Raw genomic sequence first — 20,010 nt, 5'->3', positions numbered from 1 at the left:
ATGCGACTGACTGACCAGACGACGGCCAAGCGCGGTCGCCCCGCCCTCGTGGCCGGGGCGCTGATCGCCGCCGTCACCGTGTCCGGCTGCTCGCTCAGCCTGCAGGACATGCCGAAGCCCGGCGGCCTCAGCGAGGAGACCTACAGCGTCACGGCGTCCTTCGACGACGTCCTCAACCTCCCGGCCAACGCCGAGGTCCGCGACGGGGCCCGGGTCGTCGGCGAGGTCGGCACGATGAAGGTCGACGGCTATCGCGCCGAGGTCGAGCTGCGCTTCATCTCGGGGGTGGAGATCCCCACCGGGACGACGGTCGAGGTCCGCTTCGACAACCCGCTGGGCGACCAGTTCGTCGAGATCCACCGCCCGACCGAGGGCGGGGGAGGAGGAGCGCTCCTGCGCGACGGCGACACGCTCGACGCCGAGGACACCGCGGCCGCGCCGACGGTCGAGGACACCCTCGGCGCGTTCGCGACCGTGCTGACCGGCGGCGGCGTCGGCGACCTGCACTCGATCTCCCGGGAGCTCAACGCCGTGTTCTCCGGCAACGAGCCGCAGATCAAGCAGCTGCTCGCGCGGCTGGCGGAGTCGGCGGAGCTGCTCGCCGGAGGCCTGGGCCCGATCGACCGCGCGCTGGACGAGGTCGCCCGGCTCTCGAAGCAGCTCGACGACAACAGCGACGTCCTGGTCGACGGGATCGAGGCGATCTCCCCGGCGATCGGCGTACTCGCCGACCTCAACGACGACTTCACCACGCTGCTCGAGGGGCTCGACGGCTTCGCTGCCGCGGGCAACCAGATCATCGCCCGCAGTGGCAGGCAGACCGTCCGGGCGCTGAAGCGGCTGGTCCCGGTCGTCCAGCAGATCGTCGACTCCCGCGAGCTGATCACGCCGATGATCAAGAACATCCGCACCCTGGCCGACCAGGTGCCCCAGGTCACCGCCTACGGCTACGCCCGGACGTCGGTCGCCGCGCAGCTCGACTTCAGCTCGGCGCCGTCGACCGCGAGCGGCACCGTGTCGGGTCGGCTGTCGGGCCGTCCGCCGGCGACGTCGCTGATGACACCGCTGGGCCCGCTCGAGTCAGGTCGTCTCGACGAGGGGAGGCAGCCATGAGCCGCACGTCGCTGGTCCCGCGGCTGGCCGGGATCGTGTTCGGGATGCTCGTCGGCCTCTACTACATCGGCGTGCAGATCATCGGCTGGTCGCCGGTCGACGACGACTACACCGTCGCCGTGGAGGTGCCCCGCGCGGCGGGGCTGTTCGAGGACAGCGACGTGAGCTACCGCGGCGTGGGGGTCGGCAAGGTCTCCTCGATCGCGGTGAGCCCCACCGGGGTGCAGCTGCGGCTGAATCTGACTGACGACCAGCCGATCCCGCAGCAGGTCGAGGCCCGGGTCCGCATGCTCTCAGCGTTGGGGGAGAGCTATGTGGACCTGGTCCCGACCGGCGCGGCCGAGCCCCAGCTGCGCGAGGGCAGCACCATCGCGTCGGCCACCGTCCCGACCACTGTCAGCGAGGCCCTGGCCAGCAGCGCCGCGCTGTTGCGCTCCCTGGACCCCGCGGACCTGGAGACTGTGCAGACCCTGATGGCCGACGCCTTCAGCGGCCTGGCGCCCGAGCTGCGCACCCTGGTGGTCGGCGGGCAGCGGCTGATCAACGCCGTGACCGCGGCCGCGCCCGGCACCCGGCAGCTGATCGTGGACGGACTCACCGTGCTGCGCACCGGCAACGCCACCCAGGCCCAGCTGGCCCAGATCGTCAGCGCCTTCGACACCCTGGCCCAGCAGTTCGCCGACAACGACGCCGACTTCGAGCAGCTGCTCATCGACGGCGGCGAGGCCGCCGACAACATCGAGGAGCTGGTCCGCACCCAGACCGGCCCGTTCCAGGAGCTGCTGAAGGGCACCGGCGCCATCGGCACGGCCCTGAGCCGCAACACCGACGCCATCCAGGTGCTCTTCGACCTCCTGCCCGGCGTCAGCAACGACCTGAGCAAGGTCGCTCGCGACGGCGTCTTCCACGGCGACCTGACCCTGAACCTCGGGCAGCCGCTGTGCAGCACCCGTTCCCTGGCGGTGCCATCGACCTCCGGCACCGCCGTACCCAAGGCCTGTGCGAAGGGCCCGCGCCTGCTCCAGCGTGGCCCGGACTGAGATGAGGAGCGATAGGGCGGAGTCTTATCCATAAATTGATATCGAAATCATGGGGGTGATCGATGATATTGCGGCCCAAATTCTCGGCATGGATCGTGAGTTAGCGGATCGCGCCCAAAATTGATTCGGCGGATAAGAAAAATATAAAAAAGGTCCGGCAAAGGGCTTTTCAATGCGTGTAACACGATGTTGCATAGGGGGCGTGGCAAAAGTGACCGGTGACACACGGCGGCCGCCGCAGGAGCGGCGTGGCCGGTTCGGCGCAAGGAGGGGAGACGTGGCGGCAGGTGACGGCACCCGAGTGTGGATCCGCGTCCACGCCGTGCTGATCGCTCTCGTGGCCGGCGCCACTCTCCTCAGCCTGCCTGCGGACGCCGCCGGCCCGCGGTCGGCGGTCGTGAGCGTGGCCGCCCCGGCGGCAGCCCCCCAGGTGCCGCCCGGCTGTCGCCCGACCCGCAATCCGCCGCCGACGGAGTACGGCTTCGTCGCGCGCATCGAGGAGGGCTCGATCGATGCTGGTGTGCTGAAGGTCGAGGACATGGACGTCAGCGTGTGCGGCGTCCTGCGCCTGGTCTCCAGCCCGCCGGGATCGCCGTGCCCGGTCTCGAGCGAGCTGCGGATCCCCGCCGACGGGGTGAAGGTCAACACGGTGCGCGCTGTCTTCGACATCATCCCCGGCAACCCGCTGGTCGTCCCGGTGTCCATGCAGGCCCGGCCCACGGCGTCGCTCGTCTCGTGCGAGGGCGATTCCAGTGACGGGTTCAAGGCCGAGCTCACGGTCGCGCTCGAGGGCCGAGCCGGCCTGTTCGGGCTGGAATGTGCCCTCCCGTTCACCGGCGTCGCCACCTCGGTGATCACCGGTCCGATGCTCAGCCCGCCCTACGAGGGGCAGGCGACGTTGAAGGGCACGGACTTCACGGTCGGCCGGGTGGCCAACCACGACAAGTTCTGTCCGGGGACGCTGCCGGAGCGCATCGACGGGCTGGCCGGCCTGCCGATCACGAAGGTGCCGATCGACCTGACCGCCAAGATCGCCGTCTACCAGGACGCGCTGTGATCGCCGCACGTAAGGGACGAAACGCCGTGGAGGCCCCTGTGTCCACCCGAGCCGTCCGCCGCGGATCTCGGGCTCTCGCCCTCGCGGCGATGGCTACCGTCGCGCTGAGCCTTGCCGCGACCCAGGCGCCGGCATCGAGCGCCAGGGGGCCGGCGTCCCCGTCCCGCGTTGCCGCAGCCGCGAACCCATCGGACCCGTTCGTGATCCCGTCCTTCTTCACCGGAGACACGATCCTGGAGAGCCCGGAGCAGCTCCGCACCGGCGGGGTCAACTGCGCGGCGCCGGGGGTTCCCGAGGCGTCCAATGCGGGCGACGGCAGCGGCCACGGCTACCGGCTCCCGTTCCGGATCGCGCTCACCGACGGCCGGGTGCTTGGTGGCTACTCCCAGCGCGCGGCCGAGGCCGGGAAGTACCCGTGGAAGGCCGGCGGTTTCGGGCTGACCGGCTGGGTCGCTGGCTGGGTCGAGATCCCCTCTATGGAGTTCGACATCCCCGCCGACGGGGTGGTGCTTTGCCCGGGTGGCCGGGGCTTCTGGCACGGAGTCTCAACCAGCGCTACCGACCCGGTGCCTGTCGGTCAGTTCAACAGCATGGTCGCCTACCCCGGCTCCGCCACTGACATGGAGATCGAGCTGTCTCCGCGAGGTGCGGTCACGGCCGCGCTGACCGGGCTGGCTGAGAATGGCGCGCTGGAGATGGCCGCGTCGCTGCCGGTCGAGGCCGCCTTCGCTATCGTCGGGCTGGAGGGTGACAGGACCAACGTCTGCTCGGCGGCAACGGAGATCGCCCTGGGCACCGATCCCGGGCGCGTGCCCGCCTCGTTCGCTCCCGTGCAGAGCAACCTTTCTCCTGATCCAGCGGATTGGCGGCCGGGGACCTTCGGTCGTTACTACACGCCGGAGTATGCCTTCGCTGCCACCCTGCCGACCCGCGACTACCTGCCGACGCGGGGTCTGGCCGCTGCGGTCGAGGGAGGTAGGGCGACGGTCGGCTCGGTCACGATGACCTGGCCGGGCTCGATCGGGGGTGGTCTGTGCTCGTCGCCATACATCTATTCGGGTCAACTGGCACCCCTCGATCCTGCGACGGCCCTGACGCCGCCCACCCTCGATATCTATGGCGCCTATCTCCCGACGCGGCCCTTCCCCGGCTACGACACGCCCCCTGGCGCGATCCAGGCCGGCATCGATCTCACCGTCGACACCGTCGGCCTCCGCCACGGTGTCCCCGACGGCTTCGGCTTCGACGGCTGACCCGCGAGGCACCCCACCTGATCTCTATGTCCCTGTTCCCCCACGATCTCGCCCTGACACCAGGTCAGGCCGAGTAGGTTACGAAAGGAAAGACAACATGAAGCACACCTCAGTCAAGAAGACGGCTCTCGCCCTCGGCGTCGGGCTCAGCGCCACCGCCACGGTCACCGCCCTGGCACTCGCTCCGGCGAGCGCGACCACCACGTCGAACGAGTGGAACCTCGCCTCCAACGGGGTCGACGCCAGCGGCAAGTCGTTCACCGGTGAGGCCGACCTGGTGTTCACCGGCACGTTCAACGGCGCTCCGGCGACGGTGACCTGCACCGACGCGAGCGGTGTCACCTACACGGCGCCGGACCCGACCCCGCACGCGCCGGAGCTCGACACAATGAGCATCCAGGTCACCCCGCCGGCGACCTTCCCTACCGGCAGCTGCGTTGAGTCGGTGCAGGGTGGCGAGGTCACGGTCACCACCAACGGGCAGCCGTGGACGCTCACCTTCGAGACGCCCGAGGCGCCCCCGGTCAACTCGGCTCACTTCACTGGGACGCTGACCGGGAGCCTCTCGGTGCCGGCCAACTCCGTGACGGCCGTGGCGGTGAAGCTGCCGGGCATCAACAACAACCTGACGCCGCCGTGCAAGCTGGTCGGACCGACCAGCGCGCTGTCTGTCCCGGGGAGCTACACCGGTAGCACCGGGGTGGCGACCAAGACCGGTGGTGGCGTGTCGATGACCCTCAACAACACGGACTGCCCCCGTGCCGGGACCGCGGCCGTGCTGCAGAGCGCGAGCGCGACGCTGTGGGAGGTGGGCGCGACCAGCAACCACCCCGACCTGCTCTGGGTTCCCTGATCAGGTAGTCGCTGGAAGCAGGTGGGCTTGCCGGACACACCGATCGTGTCCGGCAAGCCCACCCGTCTCCGGGCTTCGTCCGGCGGCACGTCGCGCCGCCGGCAGGACTCGTCCCTTCATGTCCCGTTCACGTCCCATCGACGAAAGAGATTCTGTCATGACCCACAAGTTCCGCCTGCGGCGTCCCGCCGTGGGCCTGGCCGCCCTCGCCGCGGCCGTCGGCACCGTCGGCCTGGTCGGCGTCGCCACTGGTCCGGCCCAGGCCGACGTCCTGCCGCCGGTGCTGGAGAAGTTCGCCAACTGCCCCGTGCAGAACCCCGATGTCAGTTCCTGCTACTACATCGAGACCAACTACACCTCGCTGAAGGCCGGCTCGTTCGACGAGATGACCAGCACCGACCCGATCATCCTGCAGTTCGGTGCCATCCCGGATCTGTTCAACCAGACCTCGATCGAGGTCCCGCCGGCCAACGGAGCCCCCGTCCTGCAGGCCTCCCCGATCGAGCTCCCGGGCGGCATCCTGGGCATTCCCGGTGGAGGCGTCGGGCCGCTGCAGGCGTTCATCACTCCCGAGATCGTCGGGCTGCCGGAGCTGAACCTCGACAACCTGACCACCCCGACCGACGCGCCGGTGATGGAGCTGAACCTTAAGGCCAAGATCTCCAACCCGTTCACCGACGCGCTGACGGTCCTCGGCACCAAGTGCACCATCGGGTCGAACTCCTCGCCGATCGCGCTGAAGCTGACCACCGGCACCACGAACCCGCCGGCGCCGAACACCCCGATCTCCGGAGTGCCGGGCACGTTCGACTTCAGTGACATCGGTTCCGGTGTCATCAAGGTGACCGGGCAGACGGTGGTCGACAACGCCTGGGCGCTGCCGAAGGCCGCCAACTGTGGCCTGACCGGGGCGCTCAACGGCATCATCGACATCGCCTCGGGCCAGGCCAACGCTGGGCCTGGCCACAACTCCGCCCTCTTGAAGACCACCATCTACCAGGCGAGCGCCTACGACGTGCGGTGGGCGTTGGCGGCTGCGGGCAACCAGGTGGCCGACGCCGGCTTCGAGGATGCGGGTATGGGGCCATGGGAGTGCGTCCGGCAGTGCGGCGTCGACCACGGTCTGGGCAACGCCCGCACCGGCACCGGCAACGGCTGGGTGCGCAACACGGAGAACTGGAACGACATCCACCAGACCATCTCCGTGGCGCCGAACACCGACTACACCCTGACCGGGTGGGTCCGCACCTCGGCGAGCAACGACAACGGCTACTTCGGGGTGCGCACCCTGGACGACTCCGTGATCAGCGAGAAGAAGTTCGGCCGGCTGAACAGCTATACCCAGCTGAGCGTGAGCTTCAACTCGGGCGACCGGACCCGGGTCGAGGTCTACGGAGGAGTGCACCCGACCTGGTGGCGCGACACCTGGGCCCAGTTCGACGACTTCTCGGTGACCGCCAACTGACCCTCTCGCCCGGTGCCGGCGCGACGACCTCGCGCCGGCACCGGGCTTCCGTCCGAGCCAAGGAGGAGGCCAGTAGACGAGTAGCCGACCGGGGAACCAACGACGATCTGAGATGAGGATGTGATCTAGCAGTGCGAATGCGGATATCAACAGCGACAGCTGTCGTGGGGACGGTTGCCCTGGTGGCCGGGGCCCTGGGCGTGGCGCCTGGGGCGGTGGCGGCGGTGCCGGTGCCGGCCGAGCGGGGCGGGGCCATCGTGCAGGTCGAGGAGACCCAGACCCAGGTGCTGGGGACGGAAGGGGAGTCCTATACGGCGATCAGCACCCCGTATAGCCACGGCGCCTACGCCGTCCGGGCCGACGACCGTACCCTGGAGCGGATCAACAGCAACGGCTCCGCCTCCTACGACATCCCGCCGGAGCTGGCGACCGAGCCGATCCGCTCGCTCGACAGCAGCAGCAATCGGGTCGCCGTGCTGACCGACGACGGCCTCCCGCACGTCTGGGGCCCGGTCGCTGCGTTCGTGACGGCCGCCAACGCCGGCATGGCCAGCACCACCCTGCTCGGCGGCACCGGCGACCCGGCCGAGGCCACCCAGATCACTGTCGCGGGCACCTATCTGGTCGGAGTGCTCCTGGCCGACGGCCGGGTCGGGGTCTTCAGCCGGATGGCCGGCAGCGTCGATCTCTACCGGGTCCTCGACGCCGCCACGCTGCCGGAGAAGGTCGTCCAGATCGAGGGATTCGGCGCCGCTCTGGTCCTCCGGTTGGAGAACGGCGGCGTGCTGATCTGGGACAGCGGCGGCACCAGCGGCACCGACCCGCAGGGGACGATCACCGTCCCGGCGTCCCCGGAGTTGGCGGGGCGTCCCAGCGGACCGGCGGACAAGCTGCTCGACATCCAGGTGAACAACGACCCGATCGGCGATAGGTTCGTGGTCGGGGTCACCGAAGCCGGCAAGGTCTATGCCGAATCGCTGCAGAACGGCACTCCGTACCCCGAGAGCGGGCTGCCGGCCGTCGGGGACCGGGAGGGCAAGGCCGTCGAGGCGGCGGTGGTCCCCGGCAATGCTGGAGTTGGGGTCTTCCTGGTGCGGACCGATCAGAACAAACTCTATCTCTACAGCAACAACCTGACCGTGCTGCCGGGCTGGCAGGCCGAGGTCGACGGTCTCGACCTGACCGGCAAGGAGGTCGTCTCGGTGACGGGGGGGACCAGCTTCCAGCTGATCCTGGCCGACGAGGTGATCCCGCCGCTGGCGGTGGACGCGGACCCGACGATCGCCTCCTCCGGGGACCTGGCCAGCCCGAAGGTGGGGGACACGCTGACCGGCACGCCGGCGACCTTCAACGCCACCGAGGGTGTCACGCTGACGAACCAGTGGCTGGCCGATGGTGCGGAGATCGAGGATGCGACCGGCACGACGTTCACCCTGACCAGCGCCCAGGTGGACAAGGACATCACCTTCCGCACCACGGCAGTCCGGGACCCGGAAAGCATCGAGGCGACCTCGGATCCGGTGGGGCCGGTCAAGGAGCCGGTGGTCGTCACCCCGCCGATCCCCGGCCCGACACCCGAGTGCCTGGCCGCGAATGCTGCGGCCAGCGCGGCGCAGGCGGCGCTGGGTGCGTCCCAGGCCAAGGTGGCCAAGGCCAAGGCCAAGTTCAAGAAGGCCAAGAAGGCGCACAAGCCCGCGAAGAAGGTCAAGAAGCTGAAGAAGAAGTTCAAGAAGGCGAAGAAGGCCCAGAAGGCCGCTGCAGCCACCTCAGCGATCGCCGCTAGCCAGGCGACGGCTGCCTGCAGCTGACCTGGACCGGGTCTGCTGTACGACCACCCGGACCACTCGGCGGTGTGGGGACGCAGGTCCCCACGCCGTCGAGCCTGGGCCAGACGGGCGGAAGGTCCGGCTGTGTCCGTTTGCTCTAACACTCCTGAGAAGAGGCAGAGATGTCGGTCAAGAGAAGGCTCGCGGGACTCGCAGCGGTGCTGTCCGCAGGAGCCGCGGTCAGCCTCCAGGTGATCGCTCCGGTGGGCGCCACCACGACTCCCGGTGCGTGGAACCTCGCCTCCAACGGTGTCGACGCCAGCGGCAAGACCTTCACCGGGTCGCTCACGCTGACATGGACGATGACCTTCAACGGCACGCCGTTCACGGTGAACTGCACCATCGTCGGCGGGATCGCCCACACGGCGCCCGACCCGACCCCGCATGCCTGGGAGCTCGACACGATGGTCATCCAGGTCGATCCGTCGGACTCCCTCGCTCCGGGCGCTGGCACTTGCACCGAGTCGATCACCAGTGGGGCGGTGCACATCTCAACCACGCCGGGATCGCTCTGGACGCTCAGCGTGGAGACGCCCGATGCACCCCCGGCCAACCCGGCTCACTACACCGCGGCGCTGACCGGCTACCTCTCGGTGCCGGCCAACTCCGTGACGGCCGTGGCGGTGAAGCTGCCGGGCATCAACAACAACCTGACGCCGCCGTGCAAGCTGGTCGGGCCGACCGGCACGGCGCCGCTGCAGGTCCCGGGGAGCTACACCGGTAGCACCGGGGTGGCGACCATGACCGGTGGTGGCGTGTCGATGACCCTCGACAACACGGGCTGCCCCCGCGCCGGGACCGCGGCCGTGCTGCAGAGTGCGAGCGCGACGCTGTGGGAGGTGGGCGCGACCAGCAATCACCCCGACCTGATTTATGTCCCCTAGGCGGGACCGAGCCACCGCCGCTCGCGCTTGTTCCCAGGCTCAATACCGTCGATGTGAAAGGGACGTGCAGAGATGTCGATCAAGAGAAGACTTGCGGGACTCGCCGCGGCCTTGGCCGCGGGATCCGCCGTCAGCGTCGTGGCGATCGCCCCGGCGAGCGCCACCACGGTGGCCAACCACTGGAATCTCGCGTCCGACGGCGTGGATGCCAGCGGGAAGACCTTCACCGGTCCCGGCAGCTTCACGTTCGCGACGACGTTCAACGGCGTGGTCATGACAGTCAACTGCACGATCACGGGCGGCTTCTCCTACACCACCCCGAGCGTGAGCTTGCACGCGGCGCCCTACGGGGCGATCAGTATCGGCATCGACCCTCCGGACAACGTCGCGCCCGGCAACGGCAGCTGCACCGAGTCCGCCGCCGGTGGTCCGGTCGCGGTCTCCACGACCCCGGGCACGCGGTGGCCACTCACCTTCCTGGTCCCCGACGCGAGCGTGCCGAGTCCCCATGACGGACCGTTCACCAGCACGCTGACCATCCCACCGAACTCGGTGACGGCGACGATGGGCTTCTATCCCTGCACGCTGGTCCTGCCCACATCGGCCCTGCCCATGTCGGCGACCTACGACGGCAGCACGGGTACGACTACGAAGACTGGGGCAGCGACGGCTTTCGGTGTCGACAACTCCTCCTGTGTGAGTGCCGGCGCCGTCGGTGCGATGCACAGTGCCAGCGTCACCCTGTCCGAGGTCGGTTCCCCGGCGAAGCACCCCAACATCGTCTACGTGCCCTAGCGGCGCGGGCCCGGGGGCGAATGGAGAGGAGGCGACGGATGTCGATGAGAAGCACCAGCAGAGTGTTGAAGCCGATCGCCGCTCTGGCCGCGGCTGCGGTCGTATGTGCGCTGGCGGCGGCGGCCAGCGCGACCGTGACGCCCGGCGAGTGGAACCTCGCTTCCGACGGTGTGGATGCCAGCGGGAAGACCTTCGTCGGCCCCGGCAGTATCGAGTTCGTCACGGCGCCGACCGGGCTGCCGATCGAGTGCGCCATCAGCGACGGCTTCGCCTACGTTGCGCCCGACCCCACGCCGCACGCCCCATTGGGCGGCTCGATCACACTGAGCGTCGACCCGTCGGACGTCATCGCTCCGACTCATGGAACGTGTCTCATGAATGGCATGCCCGTCGGGGCCACGGTCACCACGACGCCGGGGTCGCTGTGGCAGCTCACGATCACCACGCCGGCAAGCCATTCGCCCAGCCCCCACGACGGCCCGTTCGTGGCGACGCTGACGATCCCGACCGGCTCGATCAGCTTCGACGCCGGCTTCTGCGCCCTGGTCCTGCCGGCCCCCCCGCTCTCCATGTCGGCGATCTACGACGGGAGCGCCGGGACGGCGAGCAAGACCGGCACGCCGGCGTTCGGGATCGACAGCTCTGCCTGCTCGCCGCTCGGCGATTCGGTCGCGCTGATGCAGAGCACGGCCTTCACCCTGTCGGAGGCCGGCTTCCCGGCGAAGCACCCCAACCTGATCTACGTGCCCTGACCAGCCCATCCCGCCCGGCGGCTCAGTCCGCCGGCCCCGATCGCGCGATCGGCGCCACAACTCTCCCGTGGCGCCGGTCGCGCTCACCCTTGAAGAGTCACTGTCGCCCGCACGTGAAGAGGTCCTCATGCTGAGCCGCCTCGTCGACCGAGTCGTCGTCAGTGTCATCGCTGGTGACGGAGTCGCCGGTCGCGTCGCGGACTACGTCATCGGCCGCATCCCCGGCTGGATGCTCGACGAGCTCGTGGACCGGACCCCGGCTCGCATCGCCAAGAGGGTCGCCGCGGACTTGCCCCGCTGCAACACTGCCTGCAACTGGACTCTGTTCGCCCACCTCGACGAAGGAACGCGGCCGGAGGAGGCTGAGTGATCTCGTGGTGGGTGCCGTCCCGACCCTCACGTGTCGTCCTGTGCCGGGAGGCCGGCGTCCGGGGCTCAAGCGCCGGTCGCCGACTCCTTGATCAGGTCCCACGGCTCGACCTCCAGGGCCTCGGCGATGCCGAAGAGCGTGCTCAGCCGCAGGTTGATCGGACGGCCGACATCGAGCCGCCCGGCGGCCTCGATGACCTGCACATGGTTCTTGGTGCAGCCGGCCAGATGGGCCAGCGCCTCCTGGGTCAGATTCTTCTCGGCGCGCAGCTGACGGACCCGCTTCCCGAGCAGGCGTCCGGCATCCGCGTCCCAAGGCACGCGTGCATCGTCGTGACCGGGCCCGACAAAGAACACCAATAGGAGAAAGCCTTCTTTAAAAGGTCGAATCCCGCGGCGCAAGCCTCCCACGTTCGGCGACGGCCACGCCGGACTATGCTGTTTTCTTGACGAGTGACCAGGTAGGGGGAGTGACTACCTGGGGTGCATGCTCGTTGGGGCTGGGAGCCAGCGACACGGGGAAGGGGGACGGGTCGAGCCGTACGACGGCCGGCCCTGACGACGAGATGCCAGCTGTGGACCAGCGGGCTGCACGGACCGAGAAGATCCTGGCAGCGACCCGCGCCCTTTTCGACGAGCGCGGCATGCGCGAGGCGCACGTCGAGGACATCGCCCGCGTGGTCGGGATCAACCGCGCGGTCGTCTACCGACACTTCTCCAGCAAGGAGGAGCTCTTCGCGCTGACGCTGGTCGGCTACCTGTCCGACCTGGACAGTCTGATGACCGAGCGCCTCGACGAGTCGGCGCCGCCCGCCGACCAGCTGCGCGCCCTGGCCGGCGCCTTCCTCGACTTCGGCCAGCATCATCCGGCCTTCGTCGACTGCGCTCTGGTTCTCCTGCGTCGGCGCGGTGATGAGCTGTTCAAGGAGATCAGCCAGGAGACCATGCTCAAGTTGGGCATCGGCATGGCCAGCTGCCTGGGCCGGATGACGACGATCCTCGAGAAGGGCGTCGCCGCGGGGGACTTCCACGTCGAGGATCCCGGGATGCTCTCCAACCTCTACTACGCCCAGGCGCTCGGCGTGCTCAACCTGACCCACATGCGCGTCGCCGTCCGCGACGAGGACCCCGGCCTCCCCGGCACCGAGGCGATCCCGTACGAGCCGGTGAAGGAGTACGTCATCGAGACGGCCGTCGCCATGGCGCAGGGCACCGGGCCCGCCACCGCCCGACGCAGCGACGTCTAGCCTCCCACCGTGGATCCGACCTGTGCCGAGGTCACCGTCGGGTCACGGACCGGACGCGCGGTGCTCGCCGCCGCGATCCTCGGCTCGTCGCTGGCGCTGCTCGACAGCACCGTCGTCAACGTCGCCCTGCACCGGATCGGTGAGGACCTCCACGCCAGCCTCGAGCAGCTGCAGTGGGTCTCCAACGGCTACCTCCTCAGCCTCGCGTCGCTGACCCTGCTCGGCGGGTCGCTGGGGGACCGGTACGGACGCCGCCGGATCTTCGTGATCGGCGTCCTCGGGTTCGCGCTGACCTCGGTGGCCTGCGGGCTGGCACCGACCGCGCCGCTGCTGATCCTGGCCCGGATCGCCCAGGGCGTCGCGGCGGCGCTCCTGGTCCCCGGCAGCCTCGCGATGATCCAGGGCACCTTCGCGCCGGCCGATCGATCCCGGGCGATCGGGACGTGGTCCGGCCTCGGAGGCGTCGCCACCGCGGTCGGCCCCTTCCTCGGCGGCTGGCTGGTGCAGGCGGTCAGCTGGCGCTGGGTGTTCCTGATCAACCTGCCGGTCGCGGTCGTGACCCTGGTGGTCGCCCGTCGGGTTCCGGAGACCCGCGACCCGGCCGCGGTCCCGGGCTTCGACTCCGCCGGAGCCGCCCTGGGCGCCCTCGGGCTCGGCGGGATCACCTACGCCCTCATCGAGTGGACCAGCGAGCCGGGCATCGCCGTCGTCTCTCTCGTGGTCGGCCTCGTCGCCGGGGTCGCGTTCTGGGCCAACGAGCGACGCCGGGCCCACCCGATGCTGCCGCCGGTGCTCTTCGCCTCGCGTCAGTTCAGCGCCGCGAACGCGATGACCCTGCTGACGTACGCCGCCCTGGGCGGGGTGCTCTTCTTCCTCGTCCTGCAGCTGCAGACGGTCGCGGGGCTCGGGCCACTCGAGGCCGGCCTCGCCACGTTGCCGATCACCGTCGTGATGCTGCTGCTCGCCGGGCGCGGCGGAGCACTGGCCGGCCGGATCGGGCCCCGCCTGCCGATGACCGTGGGGCCGTTGCTCTGCGCCGTCGGCACCCTGCTGCTCAGTCGGGTCGATGGCGACCTCGACTACTGGACCGAGGTCGCCGTACCGCTGACCGTGTTCGGACTCGGGCTGGCCACGCTCGTCGCGCCGCTGACCGCGGCGGTCCTCGCCGCCGCGCCCGACCAACACGCCGGTGTCGCCTCGGGCGTCAACAACGCGGTCGCCCGCGCCGGGTCGCTGCTGGCCGTGGCCGCGCTGCCGTTGCTGGTGGGCCTCACCGGCGCCGACTACCAACGCCCCGAGGTCTTCGACGCCGGCTACCGCTCCGCGATGCTGTGGTGCGCCGCGCTGCTCGTCGGCGGCGGCGTGCTGTCCTGGCTGCTCATCCGCAACCCGGAGCGGGCATCGGCGCAGCGATAGCGCAGACCGGCTCACCTCGGTTTGCTCCAAGCATTGGAGAAAGTTGGAGCACGGTTGGAGCAGGGATCGGAAGGGCGGTCGGAGCCGGTCAGTCCTCGAAGAGACCGCGGATGTCGTCGGCGCCGATCGAGGTGCTCATCGCGCCGTCGCCGTCGATGACCTGCGCGAACAGCTCGGCCTTGCGGGCCTTGAGCTCCATCACCTTCTCCTCGATGGTGTCGCTCGCGACCAGGCGGTAGACGTGGACGTGCCGGGTCTGGCCGATCCGGTGGGCACGGTCGACGGCCTGGGCCTCGGCCGCGGGGTTCCACCACGGGTCGAGCACGAAGACGTAGTCGGCCTCGGTGAGGGTGAGCCCGGTGCCGCCGGCCTTGAGCGAGATCAGGAAGACGGGGGCGGTGCCTGAGCGGAACCGGTCGATGACCGCCCCGCGGTCGCGGGTGGCACCGTCGAGATAGGTCGTCGCGATCTCGGCGTCGTCGAGACGCGAGCGGACCCGGGTGAGGAACGACGTGAACTGGCTGAACACCAGCGCCCGGTGCCCCTCGGCGGTGATCTCGCGCAGATGCTCGACCAGGACGTCGAGCTTGGCAGAGCCGACGGTGTCGTGCTCGTCGTCGACGAGCGCCGGGTCCAGCGCGAGCTGGCGCAGCTTGGTCAGGGCGCTGAAGATCGCGACCCGGTTGCGCTCGAAGTCCTCGACCAGGCCGAGGATCCGCTGCCGCTCCTTGGCCAGGTGGGTGTCGTAGATCCTGCGGTGCGCCGGGCCGAGGTCGACCTGCAGCACCTGCTCCTGCTTGGGTGGCAGGTCGTCGGCGACGAGCTCCTTGGTGCGTCGGAGCAGGAATGGCTTGATCCGGGCACGGAATCGGTCGAGGACCACCTGGTCGGCGTCGCGCTCGACCGGCCGGACCACCTTCTCGTTGAACGTGCGCGGCCACGGGTAGAGCCCGGGCACGGTGATCGAGAGCAGCGACCACAGCTCCATCAACCGGTTCTCGAACGGGGTGCCGGTCACCGCCAGCTTGAACGGTGACTCGATGCTCCGGACCGCCTGGTAGGTCTTGCTCTGGTGGTTCTTGGCCTGCTGCGCCTCGTCGAGCACGAGTCCCGACCACGCGAGCGCGGCGTACGCGTCGTGGGCCAGTCGGACCAGGGTGTAGGTCGTGACGACCACGTCGTGGTCGCGGGCCAGCGCCGCCACGTCGTCGGTACGACGGGAGGCGACTGCGACGCGCAGCCCCGGTGCGTGCCGCGCTGCCTCGGTGGCCCAGGCCGTGACGACGCTGGTGGGGGCGACCACGAGGAAGGGCGCGTCGCCGGGCCGCTCGGCCCGGGCGTGGGTGATCAGCGCGAGCACCTGCAGCGTCTTGCCGAGGCCCATGTCGTCGGCGAGCACGCCGCCGAGGCCGTGCTGCCACAGGAAGGCCAGCCACCAGAAGCCCTCGCGCTGGTAGCTGCGCAGCGACGTCGCCAGCCCGCGCGGCTCGGGCCGGGGGATGTCGGTGAGGTCGCGCAGCGCCTGCGCGCGCTCGACCCAGGCCGCGACCTGGGCATCGACCAGGCCGGTCTCGGCCAGCTGGGCCCACAGGCCGAGATCGTGGTGGCCGATCCCGATCCGGTCGCCGTCGCGCTCGCGCAGCTCGGCCGCGGCCGCGACGACCTCGCGCAGCCGGTCGAACTCCGGCCGATCGGTCGTGACGTAGAGCCCGCTGGGCAGGACCAGGAACTCCAGGTCGAGGGTGAGGGCGGCGAGCACGTCGGGGAGCGGGATCTGCTCGCCGGCGACGCTGACGGTCACGGCGAGATCGAGCCAGTCGGTGGCGCCGGTGTCGGGCTCGACCAGGTCGAAGCGGATCTCGGGGGCGACGTCGGCCTCGCGGAAGTCGGGGCGCTCCTCCTCGTCCACCCGGACGCCGTCGATCTCCCGCAGGTGGGGCAGATCGTGGATGGCCAGACTCAGCGCGTCGCCGTCGGCGACGGTGGAGACCTGCAGCAGGGCCGGAGGCACCTGCGCGAGCAGCGCCTGCTCGGCGGCCCGGTCCCGGACGCCGCCGAGGGAGTCGCGGCTGGTCAGGGGACAGCTCCGCTCGGGATCGCTGCCGTACTGCCAGTGCCAGGCCAGGCCCGCCTTGGTGGACGTGTGCCAGGAGACGGTCAGCACGAGGGTCGGTGTGAGCGGCGTGGGCAGCTCGACGGCCGAGGAGTCGGCGCGCACGGGGACCAGACGCATCAGACCCGGCAGCGTCTCGCGGAAGTCGGCGAGGTCGGCCGGCGGGACGAGGATCGGCGGCCCGTCCACGAGATGGCGCAGGGCCGGCGGCACCGGCGAGGCCGTCGCGGCGACGACGAGGTGCCCGGTGTCGTCGAGCAGGCCGACGACCGAGGCGGGCGAGCCGACCAGGACGACGGACTCGCCGCGCCAGGTGCGCTCGCCGAGGGTGACCGCGGCCCGCATGGTGGTGCCGCCCTCGACGTCGCCGAGCTCGGCGACCACCTCGGCCGCCTCGTCGGCGATCGCGACGGATCGCAGCGGCCGCGCGGCGAGCAACTGCACTCCGGCGTCGCGGGCGTTGCGCAGCGCGCGGACCACCTGGTCGCCGAACTCGTCGAGCGAGGGCGCGACGCCCGCGGAGTAGTAGCCGCGGCGACCGGCCCACTGGGTGTGCAGCGCGGCCAGCGCGTCGGCCTGGCCGGGCACGAACCCGCGCGGGCTGCCGGCCACGTCGGCCCAGTCGGCGCCGGTCTTGATCCAGGGCTTGCTCTTGCCCCGGCGCAGCGGACGCACCCGTAGCGTGGGCCCGGGGGTGCGGTAGCCGCCCCGGCCCTGGTCGAGCGAGAGCTCCAGCGCCAGCGGCACCTCCTCGCGCACCAGCGGCTGCTGCCGCTCGAGCTCGCCGACCAGCCGCTCCAGGGAGCGTCGCCACGCCGCCTCGCCCGCCGGCTGGGTGAAGGTCTGGCGCAAGGTCAGCGCGAGCGCCGCGCCGTGCTTGCAGACCGACCGCACCGGGCAGCTGCACACCGTGAACAGCCAACCGGCGTAGTCGGCGTTGGGCGCCTCGGCATGCAGCTGCACCTGATAGGGCGTCTCGCGGGTGCCGAGCACCTCGGCGGTCGCCGTGACGGAGCCGGCCGACAGCATGCCGATCTCGGGGCGTCGTACGCCGCCGTCGGCCACGATGCCGCGGGCACGGTCCATCGTCTGGGCGTCGAAGTGGCGCGCCAGGAAGTCGTCGGTCAGCTCGGCGAGGACGTTCACGGTCCGCTCATCGTGGCACGCGGGTCCGACGGTGCGGACATCCATCCACAGGGGCGCTCAGCGCCCGGCGCGGCGCCGCTTCCCGCTGCCCTCGGGGAAGGGCCAGGCCAGCGTGATCGATCCGCCGCGGGGGAGACTCTCCCAGCGGCCCGAGAAGTCGTCGTAGCGCGCGAACAGGCGCGCCAGCAGGTCGGCGTCGACGCCACCGTCCTCGACCCGACCGGGCCACGCCGGATCCGGTCGGCGCCGGCCGCGGGCCACCTCCCACAGGGCGACGGTGAGCGAGGCGAGCCGCTCCGAACGGGCCATGTCGGCCGACTCCTCGGGAGTCGGGGGCCGACGGTTCTTCAGCGACGCGCGCCGGGCCGCGGGGTCCACCGGCCAGAAGAGGCCGTCGTCGCCGTCGGCCGCGGCCAGCCGGCCGTAGACCCCGCCGCGGAGGCCGTCCTCGATCTCGACGAGCAGGTGCGCCACGTCGTGGGGGACGGCGTCGCTGTGGCCGGGCCCGTTGCGCGGGGCCAGCGCGGCACCCACCGTCCGGCGTACGGCGATCTCGTACCGCCCGGCGAGCTTCGTGAAGGTCACGTCCACGCCACCATGCTCCGGACCGGCGGGGGCCCGGGCAACCGGATTTCAGCCCGTCGCGGTGCCGAGGTGGCGGTCCGGGTGCCGGGCCAGGTAGTCGGTGACGGGCAGCGGCGAGCGCTGGCGGTAGCCGCGCGGCAGCCAGAGGTCGCCCTGCTCGGAGAGGTAGAGGATCTGCCAGCGGTACAGCCCGGCGAGGGCGCCGGGATCGCGCTCCAGGATCCGGGCATAGGCCCGGATGCCCCGCACATAGCCGGTGTGCCGGTTGTAGGCGTGCAGTGCGGCGTCGAGCCGGTCGGCGCGGTCACCGCCGTTGGCCGCGAGGTAGCGGGCCGCGGCCAGGATCGAGTCGCGCGGGTCGTCGATGTCGCCCTCGCCGTACCGCGCCCAGGTCGCCGGCATGAACTGCATCGGCCCGCGCGCCCCGGCGGTGGAGAAGCCGCGGATCTTGCCGAACCCGGTCTCCACGAGGTTGACCGCCGCCAGCACCGGCCACGGCACGCCGAACCTCCGCTCACCCTCCTCGAAGTGAGCACGGAGGTCGGCCAGGGGAGCAGGGGCGACGATCCGCCAGGCGGGGACCTGGCCGGACAGCCGGGTGAGCACGCTCCGCAGCTCGCCGCGGGCCTCGATGTGGTCGGCCATGGTGTCCCGGTAGGGACCGGCGGCGTCGAGGACGGCGTCCTGCCAGCCGGCGCGCCGCGCGAGCTGACGGTAGAGCACCTGGGTCTCGAACGCCGCCTGCTCCAGCGCGCCCTCATCGGCACCCGGGGCCCGGACGGCGTCCTCGGCGGCCACCAGGCGGCGGGCCAGCTCGTCGGGAGTCGTCGCGAGCGCGGGAGCGGTCAGCCCGGGCTTCGCTGCCGGCGGGGGCGTCGGGGCCGGTGGGGGTGCCGGCGGCACGGACGACGTCGCCGGCGCCGGGGTGCGCGTCGTGGGACGCGGCGCGGGGTCGCCGCCGCAGGCCGCCAGCAGGGCAGCCGCGGCGACGAGGGCCACCGTCGGCCGCGGGCCGGGCATCAGCCCCGCTCGCCGCCGGGCACCCACAGCACGTCGCCCTGCGCGCGGTTGGCATGGCGGGCCAGGATGAACACCAGGTCGGAGAGCCGGTTGAGATAGGTGATCGCGACCTTGTTCATCACCTCCCCGTGCACCTCGTACGCCGCCCACGCGGCCCGCTCGGCCCGGCGTACGACGGTGCGCGCGACGTGGAGCTGGGCGGCGGCGGGCGTGCCGCCGTTGAGGATGAACGAGCGCAGCTTGGGCAGGTGCTCGTTGTAGGCGTCGCACCAGCCCTCCAGGCGGTCGACGTAGTCCTGCTCGACGCGCAGTGGTGGGTACTCGGGCTCGGCGACCACCGGCGTCGACAGGTCGGCGCCGACGTCGAAGAGGTCGTTCTGCACCCGGAACAGCACCTGGACGACGTCGTCCTCGAGCTCGCCGGTCGCGATCGCCACCCCGAGGTGGGCGTTCGCCTCGTCGACGTCGGCGTAGGCCTGCAGACGCAGGTCGGTCTTGGTCGTGACGCTCATGTCGCTCAGCCGGGTCTGGCCGGCATCGCCGGTGCGCGTGTAGATGCGGGTGAGGTTGACCATGACTCGGAGCGTAGTCCGGCGGCCCGCCGGAAAAACTTCGGACCGAGATGCAACCGATCGGACTGCTGGAGCGTCATGGTGGGTAACAGGCGTGTGGGGCGTCTGTCCGGATCGGTCTCGGGAGGGAAACCAATGGGAGCACGGCAAGCCACCGCCATCCTCGTTGAGCACGTCCTCGGCGAGCCCGTCCTGGTCCTGGCCGGCGACCTCGATGTCCGGTCGACCGGTGAGCTGCGCGCGGCGGTCCACGACCACATCCGCGTCTGTGGCACCGACCGGATCAGCCCGGTCGTCATCGACATCAGCGCCGTCCGCTCGGTCGACGCCACCGCCCTCAAGGTGATCGCGGCCGCGAGCCGGCAGGCGCAGCGCTACGGCGTGCGCGTCGTCCTGCGCGGAGCCCAGCCCGCGGTGCGCCGGATGCTGCACCTCACCCGACTGATCCGGCTGATCGAGCTCGAGCGGGAGCCGATCCCCGCCTGAGCGCCTCCCCAACGCCGC

At 70.8% G+C, this 20,010-nt stretch carries 20 protein-coding genes; 14 read left to right on the top strand and 6 right to left on the bottom strand.

The features are described 5' to 3' along the window. The 8 genes from QJ852_17055 (at window position 1) to QJ852_17020 (ending at window position 9,491) form a co-directional block, all read left to right on the top strand. Complete coding sequence (locus QJ852_17055) at window positions 1-1,113, top strand: MCE family protein (GenBank protein WGX94861.1); 1,113 nt, start codon at window positions 1-3, stop codon at window positions 1,111-1,113. Continuing rightward, window positions 1,110-2,153, top strand: a complete 1,044-nt coding sequence (locus QJ852_17050; GenBank protein WGX94860.1) for an MCE family protein — start codon at window positions 1,110-1,112, stop codon at window positions 2,151-2,153. Before QJ852_17055 ends, QJ852_17050 begins: the two co-directional genes overlap by 4 nt. A gap of 277 nt (window positions 2,154-2,430) precedes the next feature. Continuing rightward, on the top strand, window positions 2,431-3,210 hold the full coding sequence (locus tag QJ852_17045; protein WGX94859.1) for a hypothetical protein: 780 nt from the start codon (window positions 2,431-2,433) through the stop codon (window positions 3,208-3,210). A gap of 89 nt (window positions 3,211-3,299) precedes the next feature. After that, entirely contained in the window at window positions 3,300-4,463 is a 1,164-nt protein-coding gene (locus QJ852_17040) for a hypothetical protein (GenBank protein ID WGX94858.1), read from the top strand. A gap of 97 nt (window positions 4,464-4,560) precedes the next feature. After that, a complete protein-coding gene (locus QJ852_17035) occupies window positions 4,561-5,316 on the top strand; it encodes a hypothetical protein (GenBank protein WGX94857.1) in 756 nt (251 codons plus the stop codon). A gap of 157 nt (window positions 5,317-5,473) precedes the next feature. Beyond that, window positions 5,474-6,781, top strand: a complete 1,308-nt coding sequence (locus QJ852_17030; GenBank protein ID WGX94856.1) for a hypothetical protein — start codon at window positions 5,474-5,476, stop codon at window positions 6,779-6,781. 182 nt (window positions 6,782-6,963) lie between these two features. Continuing rightward, window positions 6,964-8,589, top strand: a complete 1,626-nt coding sequence (locus QJ852_17025) for a hypothetical protein (GenBank protein ID WGX94855.1) — start codon at window positions 6,964-6,966, stop codon at window positions 8,587-8,589. Window positions 8,590-8,729: 140 nt separating this feature from the next. Further along, complete coding sequence (locus QJ852_17020) at window positions 8,730-9,491, top strand: hypothetical protein (GenBank protein WGX94854.1); 762 nt, start codon at window positions 8,730-8,732, stop codon at window positions 9,489-9,491. On the opposite strand, the gene QJ852_17015 is transcribed toward QJ852_17020, so the two are convergent. Beyond that, window positions 9,488-9,787: a hypothetical protein gene (locus QJ852_17015; protein ID WGX94853.1), complete on the bottom strand. Its 300-nt coding sequence runs from the start codon at window positions 9,785-9,787 to the stop codon at window positions 9,488-9,490. The two genes, QJ852_17020 and QJ852_17015, sit on opposite strands and share 4 nt — an antisense overlap. Here QJ852_17015 and QJ852_17010 point away from each other — a divergent pair. The 3 genes from QJ852_17010 to QJ852_17000 all read left to right on the top strand — a co-directional run bounded on the left by QJ852_17010 (window position 9,765) and on the right by QJ852_17000 (window position 11,408). Continuing rightward, window positions 9,765-10,286 carry a hypothetical protein gene (locus QJ852_17010; protein WGX94852.1) on the top strand — a complete coding sequence of 174 codons (522 nt, stop codon included), beginning with the start codon at window positions 9,765-9,767 and terminating at the stop codon, window positions 10,284-10,286. The genes QJ852_17015 and QJ852_17010 overlap by 23 nt on opposite strands. Before the next feature lie 65 nt (window positions 10,287-10,351). Then, a complete protein-coding gene (locus QJ852_17005) occupies window positions 10,352-11,038 on the top strand; it encodes a hypothetical protein (GenBank protein ID WGX94851.1) in 687 nt (228 codons plus the stop codon). 67 nt (window positions 11,039-11,105) lie between these two features. Continuing rightward, the gene (locus tag QJ852_17000) at window positions 11,106-11,408 is read left to right on the top strand and encodes a hypothetical protein (GenBank protein ID WGX94850.1); all 303 of its coding nucleotides are present in this window, start codon (window positions 11,106-11,108) and stop codon (window positions 11,406-11,408) included. A gap of 65 nt (window positions 11,409-11,473) precedes the next feature. Here the strand turns inward: QJ852_17000 and QJ852_16995 are convergent, their stop codons facing one another. Next, the gene (locus QJ852_16995; protein WGX94849.1) at window positions 11,474-11,728 is read right to left on the bottom strand and encodes a helix-turn-helix transcriptional regulator; all 255 of its coding nucleotides are present in this window, start codon (window positions 11,726-11,728) and stop codon (window positions 11,474-11,476) included. 245 nt (window positions 11,729-11,973) lie between these two features. On the opposite strand from QJ852_16995, the gene QJ852_16990 reads away from it, so the two are divergent. Further along, window positions 11,974-12,654, top strand: coding sequence for a TetR/AcrR family transcriptional regulator (locus tag QJ852_16990; protein ID WGX94848.1), 681 nt, complete (start codon window positions 11,974-11,976; stop codon window positions 12,652-12,654). 9 nt (window positions 12,655-12,663) lie between these two features. Further along, window positions 12,664-14,070 (top strand): MFS transporter, encoded by a 1,407-nt coding sequence (locus tag QJ852_16985; protein ID WGX94847.1) that lies wholly within the window; start codon window positions 12,664-12,666, stop codon window positions 14,068-14,070. A gap of 88 nt (window positions 14,071-14,158) precedes the next feature. On the opposite strand, the gene QJ852_16980 is transcribed toward QJ852_16985, so the two are convergent. From QJ852_16980 to QJ852_16965, 4 genes are read right to left on the bottom strand one after another with little or no spacing between them, the layout of a single operon-like run. Further along, complete coding sequence (locus tag QJ852_16980; GenBank protein WGX94846.1) at window positions 14,159-17,329, bottom strand: DEAD/DEAH box helicase; 3,171 nt, start codon at window positions 17,327-17,329, stop codon at window positions 14,159-14,161. A 57-nt stretch (window positions 17,330-17,386) separates the two neighbouring features. After that, the gene (locus QJ852_16975) at window positions 17,387-17,920 is read right to left on the bottom strand and encodes a hypothetical protein (protein WGX94845.1); all 534 of its coding nucleotides are present in this window, start codon (window positions 17,918-17,920) and stop codon (window positions 17,387-17,389) included. 42 nt (window positions 17,921-17,962) lie between these two features. Continuing rightward, window positions 17,963-18,934 (bottom strand): transglycosylase SLT domain-containing protein, encoded by a 972-nt coding sequence (locus tag QJ852_16970; GenBank protein WGX94844.1) that lies wholly within the window; start codon window positions 18,932-18,934, stop codon window positions 17,963-17,965. Further along, window positions 18,934-19,509, bottom strand: coding sequence for a cob(I)yrinic acid a,c-diamide adenosyltransferase (locus QJ852_16965; GenBank protein WGX94843.1), 576 nt, complete (start codon window positions 19,507-19,509; stop codon window positions 18,934-18,936). Before QJ852_16965 ends, QJ852_16970 begins: the two co-directional genes overlap by 1 nt. Before the next feature lie 132 nt (window positions 19,510-19,641). On the opposite strand from QJ852_16965, the gene QJ852_16960 reads away from it, so the two are divergent. Then, window positions 19,642-19,992 (top strand): STAS domain-containing protein, encoded by a 351-nt coding sequence (locus QJ852_16960; protein ID WGX94842.1) that lies wholly within the window; start codon window positions 19,642-19,644, stop codon window positions 19,990-19,992. The last annotated feature ends 18 nt before the right edge of the window (window positions 19,993-20,010 follow it).

The sequence above is a fragment of the Nocardioides sp. L-11A genome (assembly GCA_029961745.1).
In the GTDB taxonomy this organism is placed as follows: Bacteria; Actinomycetota; Actinomycetes; order Propionibacteriales; family Nocardioidaceae; genus Nocardioides.
Note: the sequence above shows the minus strand (reverse complement) of the source record. Positions and strands in the feature narration are given on the sequence as shown.